We start from the raw sequence: 22,871 nt of genomic DNA on the forward strand, positions 1-22,871 counted from the left end.
GAGTTCACAGAAGTCGACGAACTCTAACGTTCGACTTGACCGTTTGCCGGGAATCGACGCGACGGGCCAGTGGGGTCCAACCGGTCGACCCCTGCCCGGCTTCCCGACGCCTCGACCTCTCGAGTCGCACGGCCCCGCGCGCATCATCTCGATGTGCAACCAGAAGGGCGGCGTCGGCAAGACGACGTCGACGATCAACCTGGGCGCCGCCCTGGCCGAATACGGCCGCCGCGTCCTGCTCGTCGACTTCGACCCGCAGGGAGCCTTGTCCGTCGGCCTCGGCGTGCGCTCGCAGGATCTCGACGTGACGATCTACAACCTGCTCGTCGAGCGCGGCCACGACGCGCACGACGTCATCCAGACGACGCGGGTGCACAACCTCGATGTGCTGCCCGCCAACATCGACCTGTCGGCCGCGGAGGTGCAGCTCGTCGGTGAGGTCGCCCGCGAGATGGTGCTCGCGCGCGTCCTGCGCAGCGTCGCGGACGAGTACGACGTCATCCTCATCGACTGCCAGCCGTCGCTCGGTCTGCTGACCGTCAACGCGCTGACGGCGTCGCACGGCGTCGTCATCCCGCTCGAGGCCGAATTCTTCGCGATGCGCGGCGTAGCGCTGCTCGTCGAGACGATCGAGAAGGTGCAGGATCGGCTCAACCCGCGCCTGGAGATCGACGGCATCCTCGCGACGATGTACGACGGGCGCACCCTGCACAGCCGCGACGTCGTCCGCTCCGTCGTCGACCACTTCGGCGACAAGGTGTTCCACACCGTCATCTCGCGGACCGTCAAGTTCCCCGACGCGACGCTTGCGGCCGAGCCGATCACGCAGTACGCCTCCGGGCACGGTGCCGCGGAGTCGTACCGCCAGCTCGCGCGCGAGCTCATCTCGCGCGGCGGGGCTCCCTGAGCCGCACGCCGATGACGGCGACCGAGGCCGAGCCCGTCGGCGACGCGCCCGCATCGGCAGTGGCGGTCACGACCTCTGGGCCGACGGCAGCGTCGACGGCGAGCGCACCCGGCGGCGTCCTGACGCGGCGTGCGGCGGCGACGCCGTTCCACGTCCACCTGGGCGAGGTGTTCGACGGACCGTTCGACCTGCTGCTGGGCCTCATCGCGAAGCATCGTCTCGACGTCACGCAGATCTCGTTGTCGCAGGTGACGGACGAGTTCATCGCGCACATCAGGGCGGCCCGCGAGGCGAGTGACGAGTGGGATCTGTCGCAGGCGACCGAGTTCCTCCTCATCGCCGCGACGCTGCTCGACATCAAGGCAGCGCGGCTGTTGCCGAACCTCGGCGGCTCCGACGAGGAGGACTTCGAGCTCATCGAAGCGCGCGACCTGCTGTTCGCCCGGCTGCTGCAGTACCGGGCGTTCAAGGACATGGCGCAGTTCCTGGCCGATCGGATGGAGAGCGACGGGCGTCTCGTCGCACGTCAGGCCGGGTTGGAGGAACGCTTCTCGGGGCTACTGCCTGAGCTCGTCATGACGGTGACGCCCGAGCAGCTCGCGGCCGTCGCCGCGCGGGCGCTGACGCCCAAGGCGCCGCCGGGCGTCGACGTCGACCACCTGCACGCCGTGCAAGTCAGCGTGCGTGAGCAGGCGCGCATCGTGACGAGCAAGCTGCGACGCGGTGGTGAGCTGACGTTCGCGCAGCTCGTCGCGGACGCGGAGCACAACCTCGTCGTCGTCGGGCGTTTCCTCGCCATCCTCGAACTGTTCAAGGAGGCCGCGATCGCGTTCGAGCAGGCCGAGCACCTGCGGCCGCTCACCGTGCGCTGGGTCGCGGCGCCCGATGCGCGCATCCTCGTCTCCGACGAGTACGACGCCGAGCCGGGCTCGGGCGGCGTGGGCGCGAGCGATGACGCTGCGTCCTGAGACAATGACACGAGCGACCTCACACTTCGCCGCGCTGCGACGACTCATGGGTGGGGACACGAGACGAACGACCCGCGCCGACGACGGCCCGGAGCAGGAGGAGGTGAACGCATGACGACGCACGATACGACGGCGCAACCACCGGCGCGGGGCGCCCGCGAGCCGGTCGTCGTGCACCACCTGCCCGGCGGCTTGCGATCGACGCTCGAAGCGGTGCTGATGGTCGTCGACGAGCCCGTCTCGGTGGCCGATCTCGCCGCGGCCTTCGGCGTCGGCGAGAGCGAGGTGCGCGCCAACCTCGAGGGCCTCGAGGTGGAATACCGCGCCCAGCAGCGGGGGTTCACCCTGCGCGAGGTCGACGGCACGTGGCGCATGTACTCGCGGCCGGCCTACGCGGATGCCGTCGAGACGTTCCTGCGGGGCGGGCAGCAGGCCAAGCTGACGCAGGCGGCACTCGAGACGCTCGCCGTCATCGCCTACCGGCAGCCGATCTCGCGTTCGCGCGTCGGCGCCATCCGCGGCGTCAACGTCGACGGCGTGACCCGCACCCTGCTCACGCGTGGGCTCGTCACGGAGGTTGGTGACGACCCCGAGACGGGCGCGACGCTCTACGGCACTACCCCAACCTTTCTCGAGCGGCTCGGGCTCGGCTCGCTGGACGAGCTTCCCCCGCTGGCGCCCTACCTGCCGGACGCCGCCATCATCGACGAACTAGTGGAACAAGGACACGGATGAACTCCAGGAAACCCCGTCAGGGTCAGCGCGACAACCGAAGCAGCCGCGTCAACCGCGGCTCCGGCGGCGGCGTCAGCCGTTACGAGGCCGACGTCCTCGGCATCGGCACGACGAAGAGCGGGCAGCCGGTCGCCCCGCCGCGAGAGCGTGCACCGAAGGCCGCGACGCGCGACGTGCACGTCGAGGAGGGCACGCGTCTGCAGAAGGTGCTCGCGCAGGCCGGCGTCGGTTCGCGACGCCACTGCGAGAACCTCATCGCCGAGGGTCGAGTCGAGGTCGACGGCCAGGTCGTCACCGAACTGGGCACGCGCATCGACCCCGAGAGCGCCGTCATCCACGTCGACGGCGACCGCATCCAGCTCGACGACACGCTCGTCTACCTCGCCTTCAACAAGCCCACGGGTGTCGTGTCGACGATGCAGGACGAAGAGGGTCGCCCGTGCGTCGGTGAGTACCTCGAGGGGCGCACCGAGCGCCTGTTCCACGTCGGCCGACTCGACTACGACACCGAGGGTCTGCTGCTGCTGACGAATGACGGCAACCTCGCCAACCGCCTGCAGCACCCGCGCTACGGCGTCGAGAAGGTCTACCTCGCGACGATCCCCGGCCCGGTGCCGCGCGACCTCGGCAAGCGGATGCGCGAGGGCATCGAGCTCGAGGACGGCCCGGCCGCCGTCGACTCGTTCAAGGTCGTCGACTCTCAGCCGGGCATGGCCCTGGTCGAGATCGTGCTGCACGAGGGCCGCAACCGCATCGTGCGTCGCATGTTCGACGAGGTCGGTCACCCCGTCATCGCGCTCGCGCGCCCGCAGGTCGGGCCCGTGAAGGTCGGTGATCTGCGCCCCGGCAAGATGCGGCCGCTCAACAAGCGCGAGGTCGCCGGCCTGTACAAGGCTGCCGGTCTGTGACACTGCCGCAGCGCGTGCGCGTCGTCGGCACCGGCCTGCTCGGCACGTCGCTGGCGCTCGCGCTGCAGGCGCGAGGCGTCGACGTCACCCTCGCCGACACCTCGCCGACGGCGGCGGCGCTCGCCTCCGACATGGGCGCCGGCCGCGTCGCGCACGCCCAGGACGAGGCGCCCGACCTCGTCGTCGTCGCCGCGCCGCCTGACGTGGTCGTCGACGTCGTCGCCGCGGAGCTCACGGCGTGGCCGGACGCCACCGTGACGGATGTGACGAGCGTGAAGAACGTCGTCGTCGAAGGGGTGGCACGACGCTGCGGCGCCGAGCGGCGCCGCTTCGTGCCGGGGCATCCGATGGCCGGTCGTGAGCGCAGCGGCGCGGTCGCGGCGCGCTCCGACCTGTTCGAGGGGCGCACCTGGGTCATCTGCCCTGACGGCGCGGACGACGCCCGCGTCGCCGACGTGACAGCCGTCGCGCAGGTCTGCGGGGCACACGTCGTCACGATGAGCCCTGCCGCGCACGACGAGGCCGTCGCCGCCGTCTCGCACGTGCCGCAGGTCGCCGCGAGCCTCGTCGCCGCGCAGCTGCGTGAGCTGCCCGACGACGCCGTCGCTCTCAGCGGGCAGGGCGTGCGCGACGTCACGCGCATCGCGGCGAGCGACCCGATGCTGTGGACGCAGATCCTCGCCGGCAACGCGGCTGCAGTGCTGCCGTTGCTCGAAGGGGTGCGCGCCTCGCTCGACGATGTCATTCACGCCCTGTCGGTCATCACGTCCGGGGGCGATGCATCGGGCGGTACGCGTGGCCTGGCCGATGCGGCGGTCGTAGGCAGCACGTCGGTTGCCGTCACTCCACCGGCCACCCCCGTGACACAGGATGCCGTCGGTATCCGCGATGCGGTTGCCGCTCCCGCCACCCCCGGCCCCCGGGCCGTGCTCGCGCAGACGATCGCTGGTGGCCAGGAGGGTCGTGCGCGCATCCCGGGCAAGCACGGCGCGCCGGCGCAGGCGTACGCGAGCGTCGCCGTCGTCATCCCCGACGAGCCGGGTGCGCTCGGTCGCGTGTTCACGGACGTGGGGGAGACCGGCATCAGCGTCGAGGACATGCGCCTCGAGCACGACGACGCCGTCGCCGCCGGTCTGCTCGAGCTCAGCGTCGTGCCGCTGCGCGCTCAGACCCTCGTCAGCGCGCTCAGCGCGCGGGGGTGGGCCGCCCACCTCGTCGAGACCGCCTAGAATCTGCGTTCATGACGAGCGTGGCGAACGGCATCCGGGTAGCGATCGACGGGCCCTCAGGTTCGGGCAAGTCGAGTGTGAGCAAGAAGGTGGCGGCGCACCTCGGCATCGGCTACCTCGACACGGGCGCGATGTATCGCGCGCTCACCTGGTACTGCCTCGATCGGGGCATCGACCTCGACGACCTGGGCGCCGTCGCGGAAGCCGTCACCGCGATGCCGCTCGAGATGGGCACCGACCCGAGCGCGCCGTCGATCAGCATGGGGGGTACGCGCATCGACACGGACATCCGCACGACGCGCATCGCCGAGGTCGTCTCGAAGGTCGCGACCAACCTGCAGGTGCGCCCGAAGCTGCAGCAGCGTCAGCGTGAGCTGATGGCGCAGATCGCCGCGGACCAGGGTGGCGTCGTCGCCGAGGGGCGCGACATCACGACGGTCGTCGCGCCCGACGCGGACGTGCGCATCCTCATGGTCGCGAGCGAGGCCGCACGGCTCGCGCGCCGCTCGAAGGAGCTGCACGGCGGCGCGGACGATGCCGCCATCGCGGCGACGCGGACGCAGATCGTCGACCGCGACAAGGCCGACTCGACCGTCTCGTCGTTCATGAGCGCTGCGGACGGGGTCGTCACGCTCGACACCAGCGACCTGACGTTCCAGCAGTCCGTCGAGGCGGTGCTGACGCTCGTCGAACGGGCGCGCGGCTGATGTTCCCGCGTCGTGACGTCGAGGATGCCGCGTCGCGTGATTCGACGCCGCGCGATCCGTCCGCGTGTGAGAGGCTCATGCGCCGATTGCGTCCCGCCGTCGAGGGCCTGTTCGGTGCGCTGTACCGCCTCGAGGTGACCGGGCGCGAGAACGTGCCGACTGACGGCCCCGTCGTCGTGGTCGCGAATCATATCGGCGTCATCGACGGCCCGCTGGCCGCGTCGCTCGTGCCGCGCCCGGCGCACTTCCTCGTCAAGCGTGCGTACTTCGTCGGCCCGCTCGGGACGCTGCTGACGCGGCTCGGGCAGATCCCCGTCACGCAGCGCAGCGCCGACCGGGAGGCGATGACGGCGGCGCGCGGCGTCCTGGCGGCGGGTGGTGTCGTCGGCGTGTTCCCCGAGGGCACGCGCGGTGACGGGTCGGTGCAGGCGGTGCACCAGGGCGCTGCGTTCCTCGCGCTCGGTGCGGATGCTCAGATCGTGCCGGTGCGTCTCGTCGGCACGGCCGGGCGCACGCGGGGACGCTGGCCGCGGCTGCGCAGTCGTCTGCAGGTGACGTTCGGGCCGGCGTTCCGCCTCGGTGACGCCGAGGCGGTGGCGGGCGCGACAGGTCGCGCTCGGCTGGCGGCCGCGACGGAGGAACTGCGTGCCCGCCTCGCCGACCACGTGGCGGGTTGAGCCGGATCGTCTCCCCGGGCGCTCGTCGCTAGGGCGTGGCTGGCCGCGAGCGCTCGACTCTGAAAAATCGTGCCCATGCGCGAGAATGGTCTTGTGACGCGCATTCGGGCGCGTCACACGAGACCTCCCCACCCGACGTCACGGCGCGAGCCGCCGCGTCGTCACGTGGCGGGGGAGAGCCTCCGAGCCCGCCGGATCCGGCGGGATACTCCACGATCTGAGGTAATCCGCGTGAGCGACGACCAGTACTTCCCCCACGACGAGCACGACGAGCGAGCCGAGCACGACGACCTGCGCCACGATGCGCCCGCCCCGGACGAGTCGGTCGAGCAGGCGCTGCGCGTCGGGCTCGAGGACTTCGACCTGAGCGACGAGGACCGTGCGCTGCTGTCCGGTGAGGTCGACGAGGACAGCGGCTACGGCGAGGCAGACCTGCGGCCCGTCGTCGCCGTCGTCGGTCGTCCCAACGTCGGCAAGTCGACGCTCGTCAACCGCATCCTGGGGCGCCGTGAGGCCGTCGTCGAGGATGTGCCGGGTGTGACGCGTGACCGCGTCGCCTACGACGCCGAGTGGGTCGGACGCCGGTTCACCCTCGTCGACACCGGCGGGTGGGAGGTCGACGCGAGCGGCATCCACCTGCGCGTCGCCGAACAGGCCGAGGTCGCGATCGAACTCGCCGACGCCGTGATGTTCGTGGTCGACGCCACGGTCGGCGCCACCGACACCGACGAGGCCGTCGTCAAGCTGCTGCGCCGCTCGAAGAAACCCGTCGTCCTCATCGCGAACAAGGTGGACGACAACCGTTCGGAGGCCGACGCGGCCATGCTGTGGTCGCTCGGCCTCGGTGAGCCGTACCCCGTCTCGTCGCTGCACGGGCGTGGCACCGGTGACGCGCTCGACGCCGTCATCGACCTGCTGCCCGACAAGACCGCCGTCGCCGGCGCGTACCCGCGTGGCGGCCCGCGTCGCGTGGCGCTGCTCGGGCGTCCGAACGTCGGCAAGTCGTCGCTGCTCAACAAGCTCGCGGGGGAGGAGCGCGTCGTCGTCGACAACGTCGCCGGCACGACGCGTGACCCGGTCGATGAGTACATCGAACTCGGCGGCAAGACCTGGCGTTTCGTCGACACCGCCGGCATCCGACGCCGCGTGCACCAGACGCGCGGCGCCGACTTCTACGCCTCCCTGCGCACGCAGACGGCGTTGGAGAAGGCGGAGGTCGCCGTCGTTCTCATCGACGCAGAGCAGAGCATCGCCGAACAGGACGTGCGCGTCGTGCAGCAGGTCATCGACGCCGGCCGCGCGCTCGTCATCGCGTACAACAAGTGGGACACACTCGACGAGGAGCGCCGCTACTACCTGGAGAAGGAGATCGAGCGCGAGCTCGTCCAGGTGCCGTGGGCGCCGCGCGTCAACCTGTCGGCGAAGACGGGACGTCACACCGACCGTCTCGTTCCCGCCATCGAGGTCGCCCTCGACTCGTGGGACCAGCGCATCCCGACGGGCCGGCTCAACGCCTTCCTCGGCGAGGTCGTCGCGGCGCATCCGCACCCGGTACGCGGCGGAAAGCAGCCGCGAATCCTGTTCGCGACGCAGGCCTCGACGCGCCCGCCGCGCTTCGTCATCTTCGCCAGCGGCTTCATCGAGGCCGGGTACCGCCGCTTCATCGAGCGTCGCCTGCGCGAGGAGTTCGGCTTCGACGGGACGCCGATCGAGATCAGCGTGCGCGTGCGCGAGAAGCGCAAGCAGCGCTGAGCGGGGCCTACCTTCGAGGGGCGGGCGTGCGCTGTCGCGCGCGACGCCTGCCCCAGGATGGCGAGTGACTCACGCGTCGGCGCGTAGTGCGCTGGTAACTCGTGCGTTACCTGCCATGATCGGCGTCCGGCGTCGCACGTCGGGTGAGAATCCCATTCACGGTGAGAGGCAGACGAAGCAGTGTTCGGTTGGAACCACGACTACGAGTACGTCGGCGTCACCCCCGGCATGCGCCCGGCGGACGGCGTGGGCGAGGTGCGCCGCGTCAAGGGTGCGAAGGAGTGGTCGGGTGAGCCGGCCGTGCAGTTCCATCCGCCGCAGGGCGTGAGCGCGGCGCTGGCGGGCACCGTCGTCGACGGGTCGGTCGACTCGCAGGACATCGGCGCGATGATGATCGACCTGTCGCTGCGCGGCTGGTTCCGCATCGAGAAGCTGCAGCCCGCTGACGGTTCGGCGCCCGCAGCGCCGCCTGCGCCGACGTCGAGGCGGGGTGCCAAGGCGCCGCAGGGTGACTGGGTGTTCATCCAGAACGAGTTTCCTGGCGGCGACGTCATCACGCAGGTCGAGGCCGACTTCCTCAACGCCCTGTTCCCGCCCGGCGTCCGTTACGTGACGCTGCCGCAGATGAAGGCGCAGTTGCGGGGGCCGTTGCGCGACATCGCCGACGGTATGTACCGCGAGACGATTCATCGGGGCTGGTACGAGCGAGACCCGCGCCGCAAGGGTTTCCTGGGGATGGGGCGCTCGCCGCGCACCGCCGACGGCACTGCGGTGCGCATCCAGACGCTCGGGTTCAAGAAATACATCGCGACGGCCGAGGCCAAGCAGATCAAGTTCGAGGAAGCGGCTGACCTGTTCAACCGTTACCTGCCGTACGCCATGGTCTTCGGTCTTGCCGACCGGTGGGCGGGCGTCATCGGTGAGGTCGCGAAGATGGCGCAGCTCGAGGGCTTCGGCAACATCATGGGCGACATCGCCTCTGACCCGTTCTTCTGGATGTTCTACGGCGACGACCTCGTCTTCCTCGGCGCGGAGGCGATCGGCGGAATGGCCGACCTACTCTCGGGCGCCGACGGGCTGTTCGACCTCGGCGGCCTGACGGACGGTCTCGGCGACGTCTTCGGCTCGATCGGTGACGCCGTCGGCGACATCTTCGACTTCTGACGCCGGTCAGTCATCCAGGGGCGGAGCCTGCCCCGATCTCCGGGCGACCGCCAGACGTCGCGGGGCCCGGCCGATTGGTCGCCCGGGCCCCGCGTGGGGTATGGTTCATCACGCCCTTCGGGGCTTGCGCCGTCAGGTGCAACGGGCTGTAGCGCAGTTTGGTAGCGCACTTGACTGGGGGTCAAGGGGTCGCAGGTTCAAATCCTGTCAGCCCGACCGAGGACGTTCGGGCCTCACGCGATGGCGTGAGGCCCGAACGTTTCTGTGTTCACCCTCGAGCCTGGTACATGGTGAACCACGGCCTGATGCAGCCCACGGGGCGTCATTCCCCGAGCGACGTCATGCCGGCGACGTAGAGCGCCTGGCCGAGGTGCAGCAGCGCGTCCTCCGTGCAGCTGACGAGACGCGCCCCGCGCGTCACGGGCGGATCCCACGACTCATCGACGACGTCGTCGAGGTCTGCGGCGGACAGCGAGCTGATGTACGCCTTCTGCGCCGCCACGACCGCCTCGAGGTGCTCGAACAGCAACGCGACATCCGTGACAACGACTGCCCGCGCCTGCTCAGGGCTGTGGCCGAAGCCGATCTCGTCATCGTCGACATCGAGCCCGAAGCGCGCATCGAAACCCTGTGCCGTCCAGATCGGTTCGTCGCCGGACAACTGCGCGACCTGTGCGTCGATCTCGCGCGCGATGTGCCACAGCAACCATGCGATCGAGTTGTCGTGCCCGCCGGGGTGGGCGTTGAGTTTCTCGTGGGTCAGCTGCGGGCGCAGGGACCCGGCCGCGTCGAGGGGGCGCTGTGCGAGGTCCAGCATGAGCGTGATGGCATCCATGGCACCAACGCTACGCCCCCCGCTGCAACGACTTGCCTATGCTGACGCCATGACGACGCCATCCGCCTCCGAGCGCCCGCCGCACGACGACGCGCCCGCGTCCGACCTGCCCTGGTACCGCGAGGTGAGCGGGCCGCAGTGGAAGGCGTTCTGGGCCGCCTGGCTCGGCTACCTGCTCGACGGATTCGACTTCGTCATCATCACGCTCGTGCTGACGGAGGTCGCCGACGAGTTCCACCTGTCGACGGTGCAGGCGACGACGCTCATCAGCGCGGCGTTCGTCTCCCGCTGGTTCGGCGGGCTCGTCCTCGGCGCCGTCGCCGACACGATGGGGCGCCGGCAGGCGATGGTCGCAGCGATCGTGACGTTCTCCGTCGGCTCCGCGCTGTGCGCCGTCTCGACCGGCTACCTCATGATGTTCGTCGCGCGTCTGCTCATCGGGTTCGGCATGGCGGGGGAGTACTCGGCGAGCGCGACGTACGTCATCGAGTCGTGGCCGCAGCACCTGCGCAACAAGGCGTCCGCGTTCCTCATCAGCGGCTTCTCGATCGGCGGGGTGCTCGTCGCGCAGCTGTACCGCTTCGTCGTCCCGGCGTGGGGATGGCGGGCGCTGTTCGCGCTCGGGCTCGTGCCGATCGTCCTCGCGCTGTGGCTGCGGCGCGCGCTGCCCGAACCCGCGGACTTCGAACACGCCAAGCGCAGCGGCGACCTCGACGCAGCCCCCGACATGTTCACGACGCTCTACCGCGGCCGTCGCGCGGCGCTCAACGTCGTCCTGACTCTGGTGGTGTTCGCCGCGCTGCTCGTCATCTTCACGGGCCACTCGAGCGGCGCGCTCATGACGACGGTGCTCGCGCTCATGACGGCCGCGACATTCGTGTGGTTCCTCGTCCAGTTCGAACCCGAGCGCTGGCCGACGGCGCTCGGCGTCACGCTCGTCGTGTTCACCGTGTTCTTCTTCGCGTGGCCCATCACCGCGCTGCTTCCGACGTACCTCAAGACGGAGCTGCACCTCAGCGCCGCGACCGTCGGTGACGTGCTTTTCTGGTCTGGTTTCGGTACGGCCGCCGGCGCCGTCCTGGCCGGGTTCACCGGCGACCGCTTCGGCACGACGCGCGCCTACTGGGGCAGCCTCGCCCTGTCGATCCCGCTGCTGTAGCCCATCTTCACGATGAGCGGCTCGCACGTCGTCCTCATCGGCGTCATGCTCTTCGTCCAGCAGTGCTTCGGTTCGGGCGTCGGCGGGCTCGTGCCGAAGTGGATGGTCAGCTGGTTCACGCTCGACAAGCGCGCGGCCGGGCTCGGCTTCACCTACAACGTCGGCGCACTCGGCGGCGCCATCTCACCCGTCGTCGGAGCGCAGCTCGCCGGACGCATGCCACTCGGATCGGCGCTCATGACGCTGTCGGCGACGTTCACCGGCGTCGTCATACTGCTCGTCGCGCTCAAGTTCCCGCTGCGCCTGCAGCGACTCATCCGCCCGAGCGCCGTGCGCCCCGAGGACGGCAGCGACATCGTCACTCGCGCGACGTCACAGGCGGTCTGAGGCATCACGCGCCTCGGAGACCCGCCTCAAGCCGGGCGGCGGTAGCTCACGGAGAACGTGTCACCCGTGCGGCTGATCCCGCTGGGGACGGCGAGTGCGGCGCCGGTGCTCATCGTGATGCGTGTCGACGGCCAACCGGCGAGGTTGCGCGTGCCGTCCTTGCCCTTGGCGTAGACGCTGGAGAAGGTGGGGGAACCGACGTTCGCGAGCGCGCGGGCCCGGCCGTCCGCGCCGCTCGTGCGTTCGAGCACCGCTTCGGCCACGCCGCGCGGTGCCGCACTCGTGCGGTCCGTGCCGACGCAGTCGTTCGTGCGCCAGTTGCACAGCGTGAAGTACGAACGGCCTTCCTTCGCCGCGTAGCGCACCGTCACCTCGACCGCATCGCCGGGCGCGACCGCCAGGTTCGTGATGCGTTCCTGCGCGCGGCTCGGGTAGGTCTCGATCCACGGGTAATAGCTCGTCTTCCACTTCGTGCAGTGCCCGCGCGTGACGGCGGTGCAGACGACATCGAACTCCGTTCCTGCCTGCACGAGCTCGCCCTGCTTCGCGGTGCCTCCGCCGAGCCCGACCCACATGGCCGAGTACCCGTCGCGCCCCGGCCACGATGCCTTGGGCACGATCCAGGTGCCGTGGATGCTCTCAGGGCCGGCGATACTCGCCTGGTATCCCGCCCAGTTCGCGTACGCGGCGGGCTTGACGGGCGCCGGGCGTACCGTCGCCTTCGGGCGGACCATGACGCTGCTGTCGGGCGTCGCCTGCTTGGGCGCGGCGTGCGCAGCTCGCGCCGTCGTCGTGGGCGTGCTCTTGGCCCCACGCACCGTCGCCGGCTTCGTCGAACCCTTCGTCGCGGTGGAGACGTGGCGCGCTGACGAGGGCGTCGCGGTCATGTTCTTCGCGCCGGTGCTCTTCGGCGTCGCCTTCTTCGGCGCAGCGTTCTTCGACGTGGCACTCGCGGCGGGCTGGGCGGGGTGCGAAGCACCCGCCATGGCGGACGGCGCGCTCAGCGCGGCGATGGCTGCGACGACGCTCGCGGAGGCGAGCGTGCGGTGGCGAATGGACAAGACCTGTCACTCCTTCGGATGGACGGCTGGTCCCCTCCAACCTATCCACGCAGGCACCGGGCGCCACCGGCGGCGCGCCGAGGCCCGAGGCGCGGATGGCGACGGCCCCGTGTTCACGGGTGGCGCGTCGTGTTCGCCTCCGGGCGTCATCGGACCTAGGGTGGCACCGTGAGCGAGACCCGGGATCCGACGAGTCGCGTGTGGACGGTGCCGAACGCGCTGTCGATGCTGCGGCTGCTCGGGGTGCCCCTGTTCGTGTGGCTGCTGCTCGCCCATCACGACGGTGTGGGTCTCGTCGTCCTCATGATCGCCGGGTTCACCGACTACGCCGACGGCAAGATCGCCCGCAGGTTCCACATGGAATCGCGTCTCGGCGCGCTGCTCGACCCTGCGGCCGACCGGCTCTACATCGCCGCGACGATCGTCTGCCTCGCGATCCGCGGCATCCTGCCGCTGTGGGTCGTGCTCGCCCTCGTGGCGCGCGAGCTGTTCATCCTCGCTCTCGCGCCGACGGTGCGCCGTCACCGGCTGCCGTTGCCGCCCGTGCACTTCATCGGCAAGGCCGCGACGTTCAACCTCCTCTACGCCTTCCCGCTACTCGTCGTCGCACAGTTCGACGGCACCGTCGGGGATGTCGCCGCTCCCATCGCTTGGGCGTTCGTCATCTGGGGCGTGACGCTGTACTGGCTCGCCGGGCTGCTCTACGCCGTGCAGGTGAGGGAGATGGTCAACGCCGTTCGAGCCCCGCAGGCCGCACGGTGACGCGCCTGCACTGGCGCCGCCACGAACGTCCGGGCGCCGCGCCGCGCGAGGTCGAGGTGCGTGACCCCGCGGCGAGCATGGCGCTCATCTTCGATGCGATGCGTCACCCCATCGACCCCTCGTACGCCGACTCGGCGGCGCGCCGCGAGGCTCAGGGCGCGCCTGCGCGCAGCTGGCGACGCTCACCGCTGCTCATCATCTCCCTGCTGCTCATCGGCCTCATGGTCGGCGCCGCCGCGCACGCGCTGCGCGTGCCCCGCGCCGTCGCGCAGGATCGGCACGCACAGCTCGTCGACCAGATCGAGACGAAGCAGAGCGACAACGACGACGCCTCCGCCGAGCTCACGCGCCGACGCGACGACGTCGCGTCGGCGCAGAAGGGCGCTCTCGATCGTCAGTCGCAGGCGGGGCTGAAGAAGACGCTCGACGACGCGACGCGGACGGCGGGCCTCGCCGAGGTTCGCGGCCCGGGCGTCGTCATGACGGTGTCGAACCCCGACACCAAGGGCGCCGACTCGGCTGACAGCGATCCACGCACCGGGAACGCCGCGGACGCGGTCACCTCGACCGACCTGCAGCAGCTCGTCAACGGGTGGTGGCAGGCCGGCGCCACCGGTATCGCCATCAACGGCCAGCGCGTCACGTCGATGACGGCGATCCGGTTCGCGGGCTCGGCCGTCCTCGTCAACTTCCGTCCGCTCGCGCCGCCGTACGAGATCAGCGTCATGGGACCAGACGACATGCAGAAGACCTTCACCGGCTCGTTCGCCGACCAGTACGCCGCGAGTCTGCGCAAGTCCGGTTTCGGCGTGACGAGCAACGCCTCGAACGACGTCGACCTGCCCGCCCTCGACAGCGTGCACGTCACGCACGCCCGCATCGTTCCCTGACGCACCACCCCCGAGGAGAACACGTTGTTACCTGCCATCGGACTCGCAGTCGGCCTCGCCCTCGGGCTGTGGCTGCACCCCGACGTCCCCGTGTGGATGCAGCCGTACCTGCCGATCGCCGTCATCGCCGCGCTCGATGCGCTGTTCGGTGGTCTGCGCGCGGCGCTCGACGGCATCTTCGACGACAAGGTCTTCGTCGTGTCGTTCCTGTCGAACGTCGTCGTCGCAGCGTTCATCGTCTTCCTCGGCGACCAGCTCGGCGTCGGCAGTCAGCTGTCGACGGGTGTCGTCGTCGTTCTCGGCTTGCGCATCTTCACGAACGTCGCCTCAATCCGTCGTCACATCTTCAAGGCATGAGCGCCTCCGGCATGCGCACACCTGCTGACGAGCCCGCGACCCCGCGTGAGACGACGCCCGAGGGGCAGCTCGACGCTCAGGCCCCGCACGGGTCCGAGCCTCGGCCCGAGAACCCCTCGGGCGAGAACTCCTCAGACGCGGGCTCGCCTCCCCAGGCGCACCACCGTCCGTGGAAGCGGTTCGCGTTCGGCGGCCCCGGCACCGGCGTCGGGACGCTCGCGGCGTCCGTGCTCGCGCTCGGGCTGGGCTTCGCCGTCATGACGCAGGTGCGTCAGCACGAGAAGTCCGGCCTGGACAACCTGTCGCAGTCCGACCTCGTGGCGCTGCTGTCGACCGTGCAGGATCAGTCGGCGCGCCTCGAGACGGAGCTGGGCGGCCTGCGTGAGAGCAAGTCGAAGCTCGCCTCCGGCGGTGACCGCGCCGCCGTCGAGGACGCACAGAAGCGACTCGACCAGATGCGCATCCTCAACGGCAGCGTCGCCGTCAGCGGCCCCGGCATCACGATCAGCGTCGACGGCGGTGAGAAGGTGACGTCCGCGAACGTGCTCGACGCCGTGCAGGAACTGCGGGACGCGGGCGCCGAGTCGATCGACGTCGGCGGTCACCGCGTCATCGCCTCGACGTGGTTCTCGGACGTCGACGGATCGGCCGGCGTGCAGGGCGACAAGCTGCCCTCGACGTTCACGATCACGGCCATCGGCGATCCGCACACGATGAGCACCGCAATGGCCATTCCGGGTGGTGTGACGGATACGCTGACACAAGCAGGCGCCCGGGTTAAGGTCACCGAGGGCGCCACGAACAAGATCACCTCGATCGCCGGGGCGAAGTGAACCCCACCGTGTTCGCCGACACCACGACGACCAACCAAGGAGAGTCATGAGCGATCTTCAGTACCCCGCCGACCTGCGCTACACCGAGGACCACGAGTGGGTGGCCGACAAGGGCGAGGGCACAGTGCGCGTCGGCATCACGTCGTACGCCCAGGACGCTCTCGGTGACGTCGTCTACGTCAGCCTGCCGGCCGTCGGCGACACCGTCACCGCCGGTGAGTCGTGCGGCGAGGTCGAGTCGACGAAGTCGGTCAGCGACCTGTACTCCCCGCTCGACGGCGAGATCGTCGCCGTCAACGACACCCTCGACGCCGAGCCGGGCACGGTCAACACCGACCCGTACGAGTCGGGTTGGATGTTCGAGATCCGCGTCTCCGACGCCTCCGCCGTCGAGGCCCTCATGGACGTCGAGGCCTACCGCGCCTCGCTCGACTGAGCTCCTCGAGGACCAGATCACCCGGCGATTGCACGACGATCGCCGGGTGACGGTATTCTGACCAACAATTCCGAGCCCTCCAGCCCTTCGCGGCTGAGGCGAGATCCACGAACGGCGTCGTCGCGGCGCGGGGGTGCACACCATGGTTGACGAGCAGAACACCTACGTCGGTGACGCCACGACGATCGGCGTCCCCGGCTCGCACGAGGCCGCTGCGACCTTGTCGACGGAGGCGCCGCGCAGCCTGTCGCCCGCCGACCAGGCCATGGTCGAGGCGTTGCGCCCGAACACCGCCCTGCTCATCGCCCTCAGCGGCCCCAACGCCGGGGCGCGCTTCCTGCTCGACGCCGCCGAGGTCAGCGCCGGGCGTCACCCGAAGAGCGACATCTTCCTCGACGACATCACCGTCTCGCGACGTCACGCGATCTTCGTGCGTGACGAGGATGGCTACAGCGTGCAGGACATCGGCTCGCTCAACGGCACGTACGTCGCGCGTCAGCTCGTCGACCAGGCGAAGCTGCGCACCGGTGACGAGGTCATGATCGGCAAGTACCGTCTCACCTACTACGCGGCCCCGACGAAGGCCTGAGGGTTTCACGCATGGCGCACGGTCTCACGATCAGCGGTGTTCTCGAGGAACTGCGCGAGGAGTTTCCCGACCTCACCGTCTCCAAGGTCCGTTTCCTCGACGCGCAGGGGCTCGTTTCGCCGAAGCGCTCCGATTCGGGCTACCGCCGCTACTCACACGAGGACATCGACCGCCTCCGCTTCGTGCTGCGCGCGCAGCGTGACCGCTTCTGGCCGCTCAAGGTCATCCGTGACGCCCTCGACGCCTACGATCGCGGTCTCACCCCGGACGAGGACGTCATGGCGACTGCCGTGCCCGCCGTCCCCGCTCAACACGTCGACGAAGACGTCCCGAGCGAGGAACAGCTCACGGCCGCGCCCCGCGAGAACCTGTCGCTGACGCGCGACGAACTGGCCCGTGGGGCTCAGGCGAGCACCTCGCTCATCGACGACCTCGTGACCTTCGGCCTCATCCGCGCTGATTCCGGTGGTCACTTCGACGCCGACGCACTCGCCGTCGCGACAGCTGCTGCCGGGCTCGCTGAGTTCGGTGTGCAGGCCCGTCACCTGCGTCCGTTCCGCCTCGCCGCCGACCGTGAGGTCGGTCTCGTGGAGCAGGTGCCGCTGCGTGACACGACGCAACGCGTGACGATCGCTCAGCGCGCTCTCGCGCTGCACGTCGCGCTCGTCAAGGCCGGCCTGCGTCACTGACGGTGCTCGCCACGCCCCGAGCGCGAGCGACCGGCACGCGCCGATGCGGCGTCGACGGAGTAGCGTGGTCGTCGTGAAACGCGCTGAGATCGCCGGAATCCGCATGGACGTCCCCACCGCAAGCCCCGTGCTGCTGCTGCGGATCGAATCGGGCCCCATCCACGTCCCATTGTGGATCGGTTCGTCCGAGGCCTCCATCATCGCCCTGTACGCCGAGGGCGTCGAAGCGCCCCGCCCGCTGACGCACGATCTGCTCCTCGACGTCGCCGCCGCCTCCGGTCGCGCCCTCGACCACGTCGAGATCTCGCGTCTCGTCGACGACGTCTTCGAGGCGAGCCTCGTCTTCGACGACGGCGGCCGCGTCGATGCGCGCGCGAGTGATGCCGTGGCCCTCGCCGTGCGCGCCCAGACGCCGATCCTCGTCGATGACGCCGTCGTCACCGCCGCTGGGCTCGAGGTGGCCGACGAGCAGGAGGAAGAGGTCGAGAAATTCCGCGAATTCCTCGACCAGGTGAGCGCCGACGACTTCGAGGAACCGGGCGAATGAGTTAACCCTCAACTTAACGTTGAGCTGTAGCGCAGGGGTGGAACTCACCGTCGACTCGAACGTGAATGTTCGTGATCAGACCGTGATGGCGCGTCATGACGGGAAATCTTTCCGGCGTGTCGCGTGTCGAATCGTTGCCCGGCGCGACCCGCGCCCGTACCGTTGAGGGAGTCAAGAGGGCGTGCTGCACGTGCTCACGTCTTTGTTCTTCCAGGAGGTCGCCGTGGTCAGCACCGGCAAGGCGCACGAATCGCAGAAGCAGGTTCATGCGCCGCTCGATGCGGATGTCAGCCGTACCGCAGCGCTCGACGACGCTACGCTCGGCTACCGCGGCCCCGCCGCCTGCCGCGCGGCGGGCGTCACCTACCGTCAGCTCGACTACTGGGCCCGCACGGGTCTGCTCGAGCCGTCGGTGCGCAACGTCAGCGGCTCCGGCCACCAGCGTCTGTACTCGTTCCGCGACGTCCTCGTCCTCAAGGTCATCAAGCGCCTGCTCGACGCGGGTGTCTCCTTGCAGCAGATCCGGGTCGCCGTCGCGGCGCTACGCGACCACGGCGTGCGCGAGCTGGCGGGCATCACGCTGATGTCCGATGGCGCGTCCGTGTACGAGTGCACGAGCGACGACCAGGTCATCGACTTGCTGCGCGGCGGCCAGGGTGTGTTCGGCATCGCGCTCGGTTCGGTCTGGCGCGAGGTCGAGGGCACCCTCGCCGAACTGCCGAGCGAGCGCCCCGACGCCACCGAGATGGCCGAGCACCCCGGCGACGAGTTGCGCCGCCGTCGCGTCGCGAAGAAGGCCGGCTGACCCGCCTCTTTTCGTCCGTTCGAGTACCCGATACCCGCGAGGGGTGTCGGGTACTGTGGTGTTCGCTGTCGAACCTGGCGGGAGAGACCTGTTGCCGCGAGCACGGGCGCCGAAGGGGCAAGCCTCCCCGCAACCTCTCAGGCGAAGTGGACCGTCCAGGTGAAGCAACTCTGGAGCGCGTGCGTGTGACAGAGGGGGAGTAGCCAGCCAAACGGCTGGCCGTCACCCACGACGTGTCACGGGAGTCCTCCATGACCAGCGAATCGCTCGCCCCCTTCGTCGCCCGCCACATCGGCCCCGGCGACGACGATCTCGACCACATGCTCGAAACGATCGGTGCGAGCTCGCTCGACGATCTCATCGCGCGTGCGGTGCCGCAGACGATCGCGCAGCAGCGCCCCCTCGCCCTCGACGCCGCGCCGTCGGAGGCCGCCGTCCTCGCCGAGTTGCGGGAGAAGGCGTCGCGCAACGCAGTGCTCACCTCGATGATCGGCCTCGGCTACTACGGCACGCACACCCCGGGCGTCATCAAGCGCAACATCCTCGAGAACCCGGCCTGGTACACCGCCTACACGCCGTACCAGCCGGAGATCAGCCAGGGCCGCCTCGAGGCGCTGCTCAACTTCCAGACCGTCGTCATCGACCTCACAGGGCTCGCGACGGCCGGTTCGTCGCTGCTCGACGAGGCGACCGCCGTCGCCGAGGCGATGACGCTGATGCGCCGCGTCAGCAAGGCGCCCAAGGATGCGGTGCTCCTGGTCGACGCGAAGGTCATGCCGCAGAGCATCGCCGTGACGCAGACCCGCGCGACGCCGCTCGGGCTCGACGTCATCGTCGCCGACCTGCGCGGTGTCGACTCGCCCGAGGCCCTCGTCGAGGCGGCCGGTGGTCGCAGCGTGTTCGGCGTCGTCGTCCAGTACCCGGCGGCGGACGGTCAGATCGTCGCGTGGAAGAAGCTCGCCGACGCCGCGCACGAGCACGGCGCCCTCATCACCGCCGCGACGGACCTGCTCGCGCTGACGCTGCTCGCCTCGCCCGGTTCGTGGGGAGCCGACGTCGCCGTCGGCAGCTCGCAGCGCTTCGGAGTCCCGATGGGTTTCGGTGGCCCGCACGCCGGATTCATGGCCGTCCGCTCCGGGCTGGAGCGCAACATGCCAGGTCGCCTCGTCGGCGTCTCGGTGGACGCGGACGGCAACCAGGCGTACCGCCTCGCGCTGCAGACGCGTGAGCAGCACATCCGCCGCGAAAAGGCGACGTCGAACATCTGCACCGCCCAGGTGTTGCTCGCCGTCATGGCGTCGATGTACGCCGTCTACCACGGCCCTCAGGGGCTGAAGGCGATCGCCGAGCGTGTCCACGAGACCGCTCGCCGCCTCGCGACGGCGCTGCCGAAGGCCGGCCTCGAGGTCGAGCACGACACGTTCTTCGACACCCTCGCGGTGCGCGCCGAGGGTCGCGCCCAGTCGCTCGTCGACTCGGCCCTCGAGCACGGCGTCAACGTGTGGAAGGCCGATGACGACACCGTCTACGTCAGCGTCGACGAGACGACGAGCGAGGACGAGCTCGACGCGCTCGGCGCCGCATGGGGCTTCCGCGCCCGTGAGGCGGCGGAGAACACAGCGTGGCCGAAGGAGATCGAGCGCACGGAGGAATACCTCACGCACCCGGTGTTCAACAGCCACCACAGCGAGACCGCGATGCTGCGCTACCTGCGTCGCCTCGCCGACCGCGACTACGCGCTCGATCGCGGCATGATCCCACTCGGTTCGTGCACGATGAAGCTCAACGCCACGACCGAGATGGAAGCGGTGACGTGGCCCGAGTTCGCTCACTTGCACCCGTTCGCGCCCGCCAACCAGAACGAGGGCATCCGCGAGCTCATCGCCGACCTCGAGGGCTGGCTGTGCGAGATCACCGGCTACGACGACATCTCGTTGCAGCCGAACGCCGGCTCGCAGGGTGAGTTCGCCGGCTTGCTCGCGATCCACGCCTACCACGAGGCGAACGGTGAGGGGCATCGCAACATCTGCCTCATCCCCGCCTCGGCGCACGGCACGAACGCGGCGTCGGCCGTCATGGCGGGCCTCAAGGTCGTCGTCGTCAAGACGGCCGCCTCGGGTGAGGTCGACCTCGACGACTTCAAGGCCAAGCTCAAGGAGCACGGCGAGAACCTCGCGGCCATCATGATCACCTACCCCTCGACACACGGTGTGTTCGAGGACACGATCACCGAGATCTGCAGCCTCGTCCACGAGGCCGGTGGCCAGGTGTACGTCGACGGCGCCAACCTCAACGCGATGGTGGGGCTCGCTCAGCCGGGCAAGTTCGGCGGCGACGTGTCGCACCTCAACCTGCACAAGACGTTCTGCATCCCGCACGGCGGCGGTGGCCCCGGCGTCGGCCCGGTCGCGGTGCGTGAGCACCTCGCGCCGCACCTGCCGAACCACCCGCTGTTCGCGGAGGCCGGTCCCGCCACGGGCGTCGGCCCGATCTCGGCGGCGCCGTTCGGCTCGGCGAGCATCCTGCCGATCTCGTGGGCGTACGTGCGTCTCATGGGCGGCGAGGGGCTGACGAAGGCGACGCAGATGGCCGTCGTCAACGCCAACTACGTCGCGAAGCGTCTGCGCGAGGCCTACCCGGTGCTCTACGCGGGTTCCGACGGTCTCGTCGCGCACGAGTGCATCCTCGACCTGCGTCCGCTGACGAAGGAGTCGGGCATCACCGTCGACGACGTCGCCAAGCGCCTCATCGACTACGGCTTCCACGCCCCGACGATGAGCTTCCCCGTCGCGGGCACGCTCATGGTCGAGCCGACGGAGTCCGAGTCGCTCGAGGAGCTCGACCGCTTCGTCGACGCGATGCTCGCCATCCGCGCCGAGATCCAGGACGTCATCGACGGCAAGGTCGCCGCCGACGAGTCGGCCCTGCGTCACGCGCCGCACACCGCGGAGTCGTTGACGAGCGACTGGGAGCACCCGTACGAGCGTCGCGACGCCGTCTACCCGGGCTCGACCGACCCGCGCAGCAAGTACTGGGCGCCCGTTCGCCGCATCGACGGTGCGTACGGCGACCGCAACCTCATCTGCTCCTGCCCGGCGCCCGAGGCTTACGAAGGCTGATGAGGAGCTGATGCGCCGCTGCTGACAGCGCCGCGACGAACGGCCGCTCACCCTCGGGGTGAGCGGCCGTTCGTCGTCTGCTGCCGTCAGGCGCGTTCGGGCACGAGGTCGCCGGTGCCGGCGCGGTGGCGGTAGTCCTCGAGGAAGTCGGCGATGCGTCCGATGGCCTCTTCGAGCACGTCGACGTCGGGCAGCGTGACGAGTCGGAAGTGGTCGGGGGCGACCCAGTTGAAGCCCGTGCCGTGCGTGACGAGGATCTTCTTGGCCCGCAGGAGGTCGATGACGAAGTCCTGGTCGTTGTCGATCGGGTAGATCTCGGGGTCGAGGCGCGGGAAGGTGTAGAGCGAGCCCATCGGCTTGACGCAGCTGACGCCGGGGATCTCGTTGAGCATTCGCCAGGCCAGCATCGATTGTTCGTAGAAGCGGCCGTCGGGCCCGATGAGCTCGTTGATCGACTGGTAGCCGCCGAGCGCGGTCTGGATGGCGTGCTGCGCGGGCACGTTGGCGCACATGCGCATGTTGGCGAGCAGCGTCAGACCCTCGAGGAAGTCCTCGGCGAGGTGCTTCGGCCCGGAGATCATGACCCAGCCGGCGCGGTAACCGCACACGCGGTAGGCCTTGGACAGGCCGCTGAAGGTGAGGCACAGGACGTCGTCGCCCGCGAACGTCGCGGCGTGGTGGTGCACAGCGTCCTCGAACAGGATCTTCTCGTAGATCTCGTCGGCCATGACGACGAGGTCGTGGCGGCGCGCGATGTCGACGAGGCCGCGCACGACATCCTCGGAGTAGACGGCGCCCGTGGGGTTGTTCGGATTGATGATGACGATGGCGTGGGTGTTCTCGGTGATCTTCGACTCGATGTCCGCCAGATCCGGGTTCCAGCCGTTCTCCTCGTCGCACAGGTAGTGCACGGGCGTACCGCCGGTGAGGGAGACCGCACCGGTCCACAGCGGATAGTCGGGGGCGGGCACGAGGATCTCGTTGCCGTCGTCGACGAACGCCTGCAGCACCATCGTGATGAGCTCGGAGACGCCGTTGCCGATGTAGACGTCCTCGACCTGCGTGTCCTTGAGGCCGCGGCTCTGGTAGTACTGCGCGACGGCCGTGCGCGCCGAATAGATGCCGCGGCTGTCGCTGTAGCCCTGCGCGTGGTGCAGGTGGTGCTTCATGTCCGCGAGGATCGCCTCCGGCGCCTCGAATCCGAACGGCGCCGTGTTGCCGATGTTGAGCTTCAGGATCTTGTGACCCTCGGCCTCGAGCCGCTGCGCCTCCTCCAGGATCGGGCCACGCACGTCGTAGCGGACGTTCTGGAGCTTGTTCGACTGTCGGATCGCACGCATGAGCACAGGTTTTCA

General features: G+C 69.7%; 24 protein-coding genes, 1 tRNA gene and 1 riboswitch. Of the genes, 22 read left to right on the plus strand and 3 right to left on the minus strand.

Going from position 1 to position 22,871, the window contains the following annotated elements; all coding sequences use genetic code 11:
- Positions 1–43 precede the first annotated feature (43 nt).
- The 10 genes from EDC82_RS06580 to EDC82_RS06625 all read left to right on the plus strand — a co-directional run bounded on the left by EDC82_RS06580 (position 44) and on the right by EDC82_RS06625 (position 9,263).
- Positions 44–907, plus strand: a complete 864-nt coding sequence (locus EDC82_RS06580) for a ParA family protein (RefSeq protein ID WP_207623213.1) — start codon at positions 44–46, stop codon at positions 905–907.
- A gap of 11 nt (positions 908–918) precedes the next feature.
- The gene (locus EDC82_RS06585; protein WP_131940944.1) at positions 919–1,875 is read left to right on the plus strand and encodes a ScpA family protein; all 957 of its coding nucleotides are present in this window, start codon (positions 919–921) and stop codon (positions 1,873–1,875) included.
- Between the two features lie 111 nt (positions 1,876–1,986).
- Positions 1,987–2,610, plus strand: a complete 624-nt coding sequence (scpB, locus tag EDC82_RS06590) for an SMC-Scp complex subunit ScpB (protein ID WP_038567975.1) — start codon at positions 1,987–1,989, stop codon at positions 2,608–2,610.
- On the plus strand, positions 2,607–3,518 hold the full coding sequence (locus EDC82_RS06595; protein ID WP_074039227.1) for a pseudouridine synthase: 912 nt from the start codon (positions 2,607–2,609) through the stop codon (positions 3,516–3,518). Before scpB ends, EDC82_RS06595 begins: the two co-directional genes overlap by 4 nt.
- Positions 3,515–4,747 (plus strand): prephenate dehydrogenase, encoded by a 1,233-nt coding sequence (locus tag EDC82_RS06600; RefSeq protein ID WP_115296259.1) that lies wholly within the window; start codon positions 3,515–3,517, stop codon positions 4,745–4,747. Before EDC82_RS06595 ends, EDC82_RS06600 begins: the two co-directional genes overlap by 4 nt.
- 11 nt (positions 4,748–4,758) lie before the next feature.
- A complete protein-coding gene (gene cmk, locus EDC82_RS06605; RefSeq protein WP_115296258.1) occupies positions 4,759–5,454 on the plus strand; it encodes a (d)CMP kinase in 696 nt (231 codons plus the stop codon).
- Entirely contained in the window at positions 5,454–6,131 is a 678-nt protein-coding gene (locus EDC82_RS06610) for a 1-acyl-sn-glycerol-3-phosphate acyltransferase (RefSeq protein ID WP_131940946.1), read from the plus strand. The genes cmk and EDC82_RS06610 overlap by 1 nt, the downstream gene beginning before the upstream one ends.
- 291 nt (positions 6,132–6,422) lie before the next feature.
- Complete coding sequence (der, locus tag EDC82_RS06615; RefSeq protein WP_038570816.1) at positions 6,423–7,883, plus strand: ribosome biogenesis GTPase Der; 1,461 nt, start codon at positions 6,423–6,425, stop codon at positions 7,881–7,883.
- Positions 7,884–8,063: 180 nt separating this feature from the next.
- Positions 8,064–9,047 (plus strand): DUF2207 domain-containing protein, encoded by a 984-nt coding sequence (locus tag EDC82_RS06620; protein ID WP_006943346.1) that lies wholly within the window; start codon positions 8,064–8,066, stop codon positions 9,045–9,047.
- Positions 9,048–9,189: 142 nt separating this feature from the next.
- Positions 9,190–9,263 (plus strand) — tRNA-Pro (locus EDC82_RS06625).
- A gap of 106 nt (positions 9,264–9,369) precedes the next feature.
- Here the strand turns inward: EDC82_RS06625 and EDC82_RS06630 are convergent.
- Complete coding sequence (locus tag EDC82_RS06630; protein ID WP_131940948.1) at positions 9,370–9,882, minus strand: DinB family protein; 513 nt, start codon at positions 9,880–9,882, stop codon at positions 9,370–9,372.
- 49 nt (positions 9,883–9,931) lie between these two features.
- On the opposite strand from EDC82_RS06630, the gene EDC82_RS06635 reads away from it, so the two are divergent.
- Together EDC82_RS06635 and EDC82_RS14715 are read left to right on the plus strand one after the other, a co-directional pair.
- Positions 9,932–11,041, plus strand: a complete 1,110-nt coding sequence (locus EDC82_RS06635; RefSeq protein WP_200829283.1) for an MFS transporter — start codon at positions 9,932–9,934, stop codon at positions 11,039–11,041.
- Positions 11,042–11,053: 12 nt separating this feature from the next.
- Positions 11,054–11,428 carry a hypothetical protein gene (locus EDC82_RS14715; RefSeq protein ID WP_200829284.1) on the plus strand — a complete coding sequence of 125 codons (375 nt, stop codon included), beginning with the start codon at positions 11,054–11,056 and terminating at the stop codon, positions 11,426–11,428.
- Positions 11,429–11,454: 26 nt separating this feature from the next.
- Here the strand turns inward: EDC82_RS14715 and EDC82_RS06640 are convergent, their stop codons facing one another.
- Positions 11,455–12,489 (minus strand): G1 family glutamic endopeptidase, encoded by a 1,035-nt coding sequence (locus EDC82_RS06640; protein WP_131940950.1) that lies wholly within the window; start codon positions 12,487–12,489, stop codon positions 11,455–11,457.
- Positions 12,490–12,657: 168 nt separating this feature from the next.
- Here EDC82_RS06640 and EDC82_RS06645 point away from each other — a divergent pair, with 168 nt between their 5' ends.
- The 10 genes from EDC82_RS06645 (at position 12,658) to gcvP (ending at position 21,516) form a co-directional block, all read left to right on the plus strand.
- A complete protein-coding gene (locus tag EDC82_RS06645; RefSeq protein ID WP_038568009.1) occupies positions 12,658–13,251 on the plus strand; it encodes a CDP-alcohol phosphatidyltransferase family protein in 594 nt (197 codons plus the stop codon).
- Positions 13,248–14,141, plus strand: a complete 894-nt coding sequence (locus EDC82_RS06650; RefSeq protein WP_131940952.1) for a DUF881 domain-containing protein — start codon at positions 13,248–13,250, stop codon at positions 14,139–14,141. Before EDC82_RS06645 ends, EDC82_RS06650 begins: the two co-directional genes overlap by 4 nt.
- A 24-nt stretch (positions 14,142–14,165) precedes the next feature.
- Positions 14,166–14,498: a small basic family protein gene (locus EDC82_RS06655; protein ID WP_006943348.1), complete on the plus strand. Its 333-nt coding sequence runs from the start codon at positions 14,166–14,168 to the stop codon at positions 14,496–14,498.
- Positions 14,495–15,331, plus strand: a complete 837-nt coding sequence (locus EDC82_RS06660; RefSeq protein ID WP_131940954.1) for a DUF881 domain-containing protein — start codon at positions 14,495–14,497, stop codon at positions 15,329–15,331. The genes EDC82_RS06655 and EDC82_RS06660 overlap by 4 nt, the downstream gene beginning before the upstream one ends.
- Positions 15,332–15,377: 46 nt before the next feature.
- On the plus strand, positions 15,378–15,767 hold the full coding sequence (gcvH, locus tag EDC82_RS06665; RefSeq protein WP_006943367.1) for a glycine cleavage system protein GcvH: 390 nt from the start codon (positions 15,378–15,380) through the stop codon (positions 15,765–15,767).
- A 142-nt stretch (positions 15,768–15,909) separates the two neighbouring features.
- Positions 15,910–16,356, plus strand: a complete 447-nt coding sequence (locus tag EDC82_RS06670; protein WP_040014173.1) for an FHA domain-containing protein — start codon at positions 15,910–15,912, stop codon at positions 16,354–16,356.
- A gap of 11 nt (positions 16,357–16,367) precedes the next feature.
- On the plus strand, positions 16,368–17,045 hold the full coding sequence (locus EDC82_RS06675; RefSeq protein ID WP_131940956.1) for a MerR family transcriptional regulator: 678 nt from the start codon (positions 16,368–16,370) through the stop codon (positions 17,043–17,045).
- Positions 17,046–17,088: 43 nt separating this feature from the next.
- On the plus strand, positions 17,089–17,592 hold the full coding sequence (locus tag EDC82_RS06680) for a bifunctional nuclease family protein (RefSeq protein ID WP_050786398.1): 504 nt from the start codon (positions 17,089–17,091) through the stop codon (positions 17,590–17,592).
- 223 nt (positions 17,593–17,815) lie between these two features.
- Positions 17,816–18,397 (plus strand): MerR family transcriptional regulator, encoded by a 582-nt coding sequence (locus EDC82_RS06685; protein WP_006943345.1) that lies wholly within the window; start codon positions 17,816–17,818, stop codon positions 18,395–18,397.
- 68 nt (positions 18,398–18,465) lie between these two features.
- Positions 18,466–18,562, plus strand: a riboswitch (glycine riboswitch).
- An 86-nt stretch (positions 18,563–18,648) separates the two neighbouring features.
- Positions 18,649–21,516, plus strand: a complete 2,868-nt coding sequence (gcvP, locus tag EDC82_RS06690; protein ID WP_131940958.1) for an aminomethyl-transferring glycine dehydrogenase — start codon at positions 18,649–18,651, stop codon at positions 21,514–21,516.
- A gap of 86 nt (positions 21,517–21,602) precedes the next feature.
- Here the strand turns inward: gcvP and EDC82_RS06695 are convergent, their stop codons facing one another.
- Entirely contained in the window at positions 21,603–22,856 is a 1,254-nt protein-coding gene (locus tag EDC82_RS06695; RefSeq protein WP_074039533.1) for a pyridoxal phosphate-dependent aminotransferase, read from the minus strand.
- Positions 22,857–22,871: the final 15 nt, after the last annotated feature.

Origin of the sequence: Dermacoccus sp. SAI-028, assembly GCF_004346775.1 — a bacterium.
Lineage (GTDB): Bacteria > Actinomycetota > Actinomycetes > Actinomycetales > Dermatophilaceae > Dermacoccus > Dermacoccus nishinomiyaensis.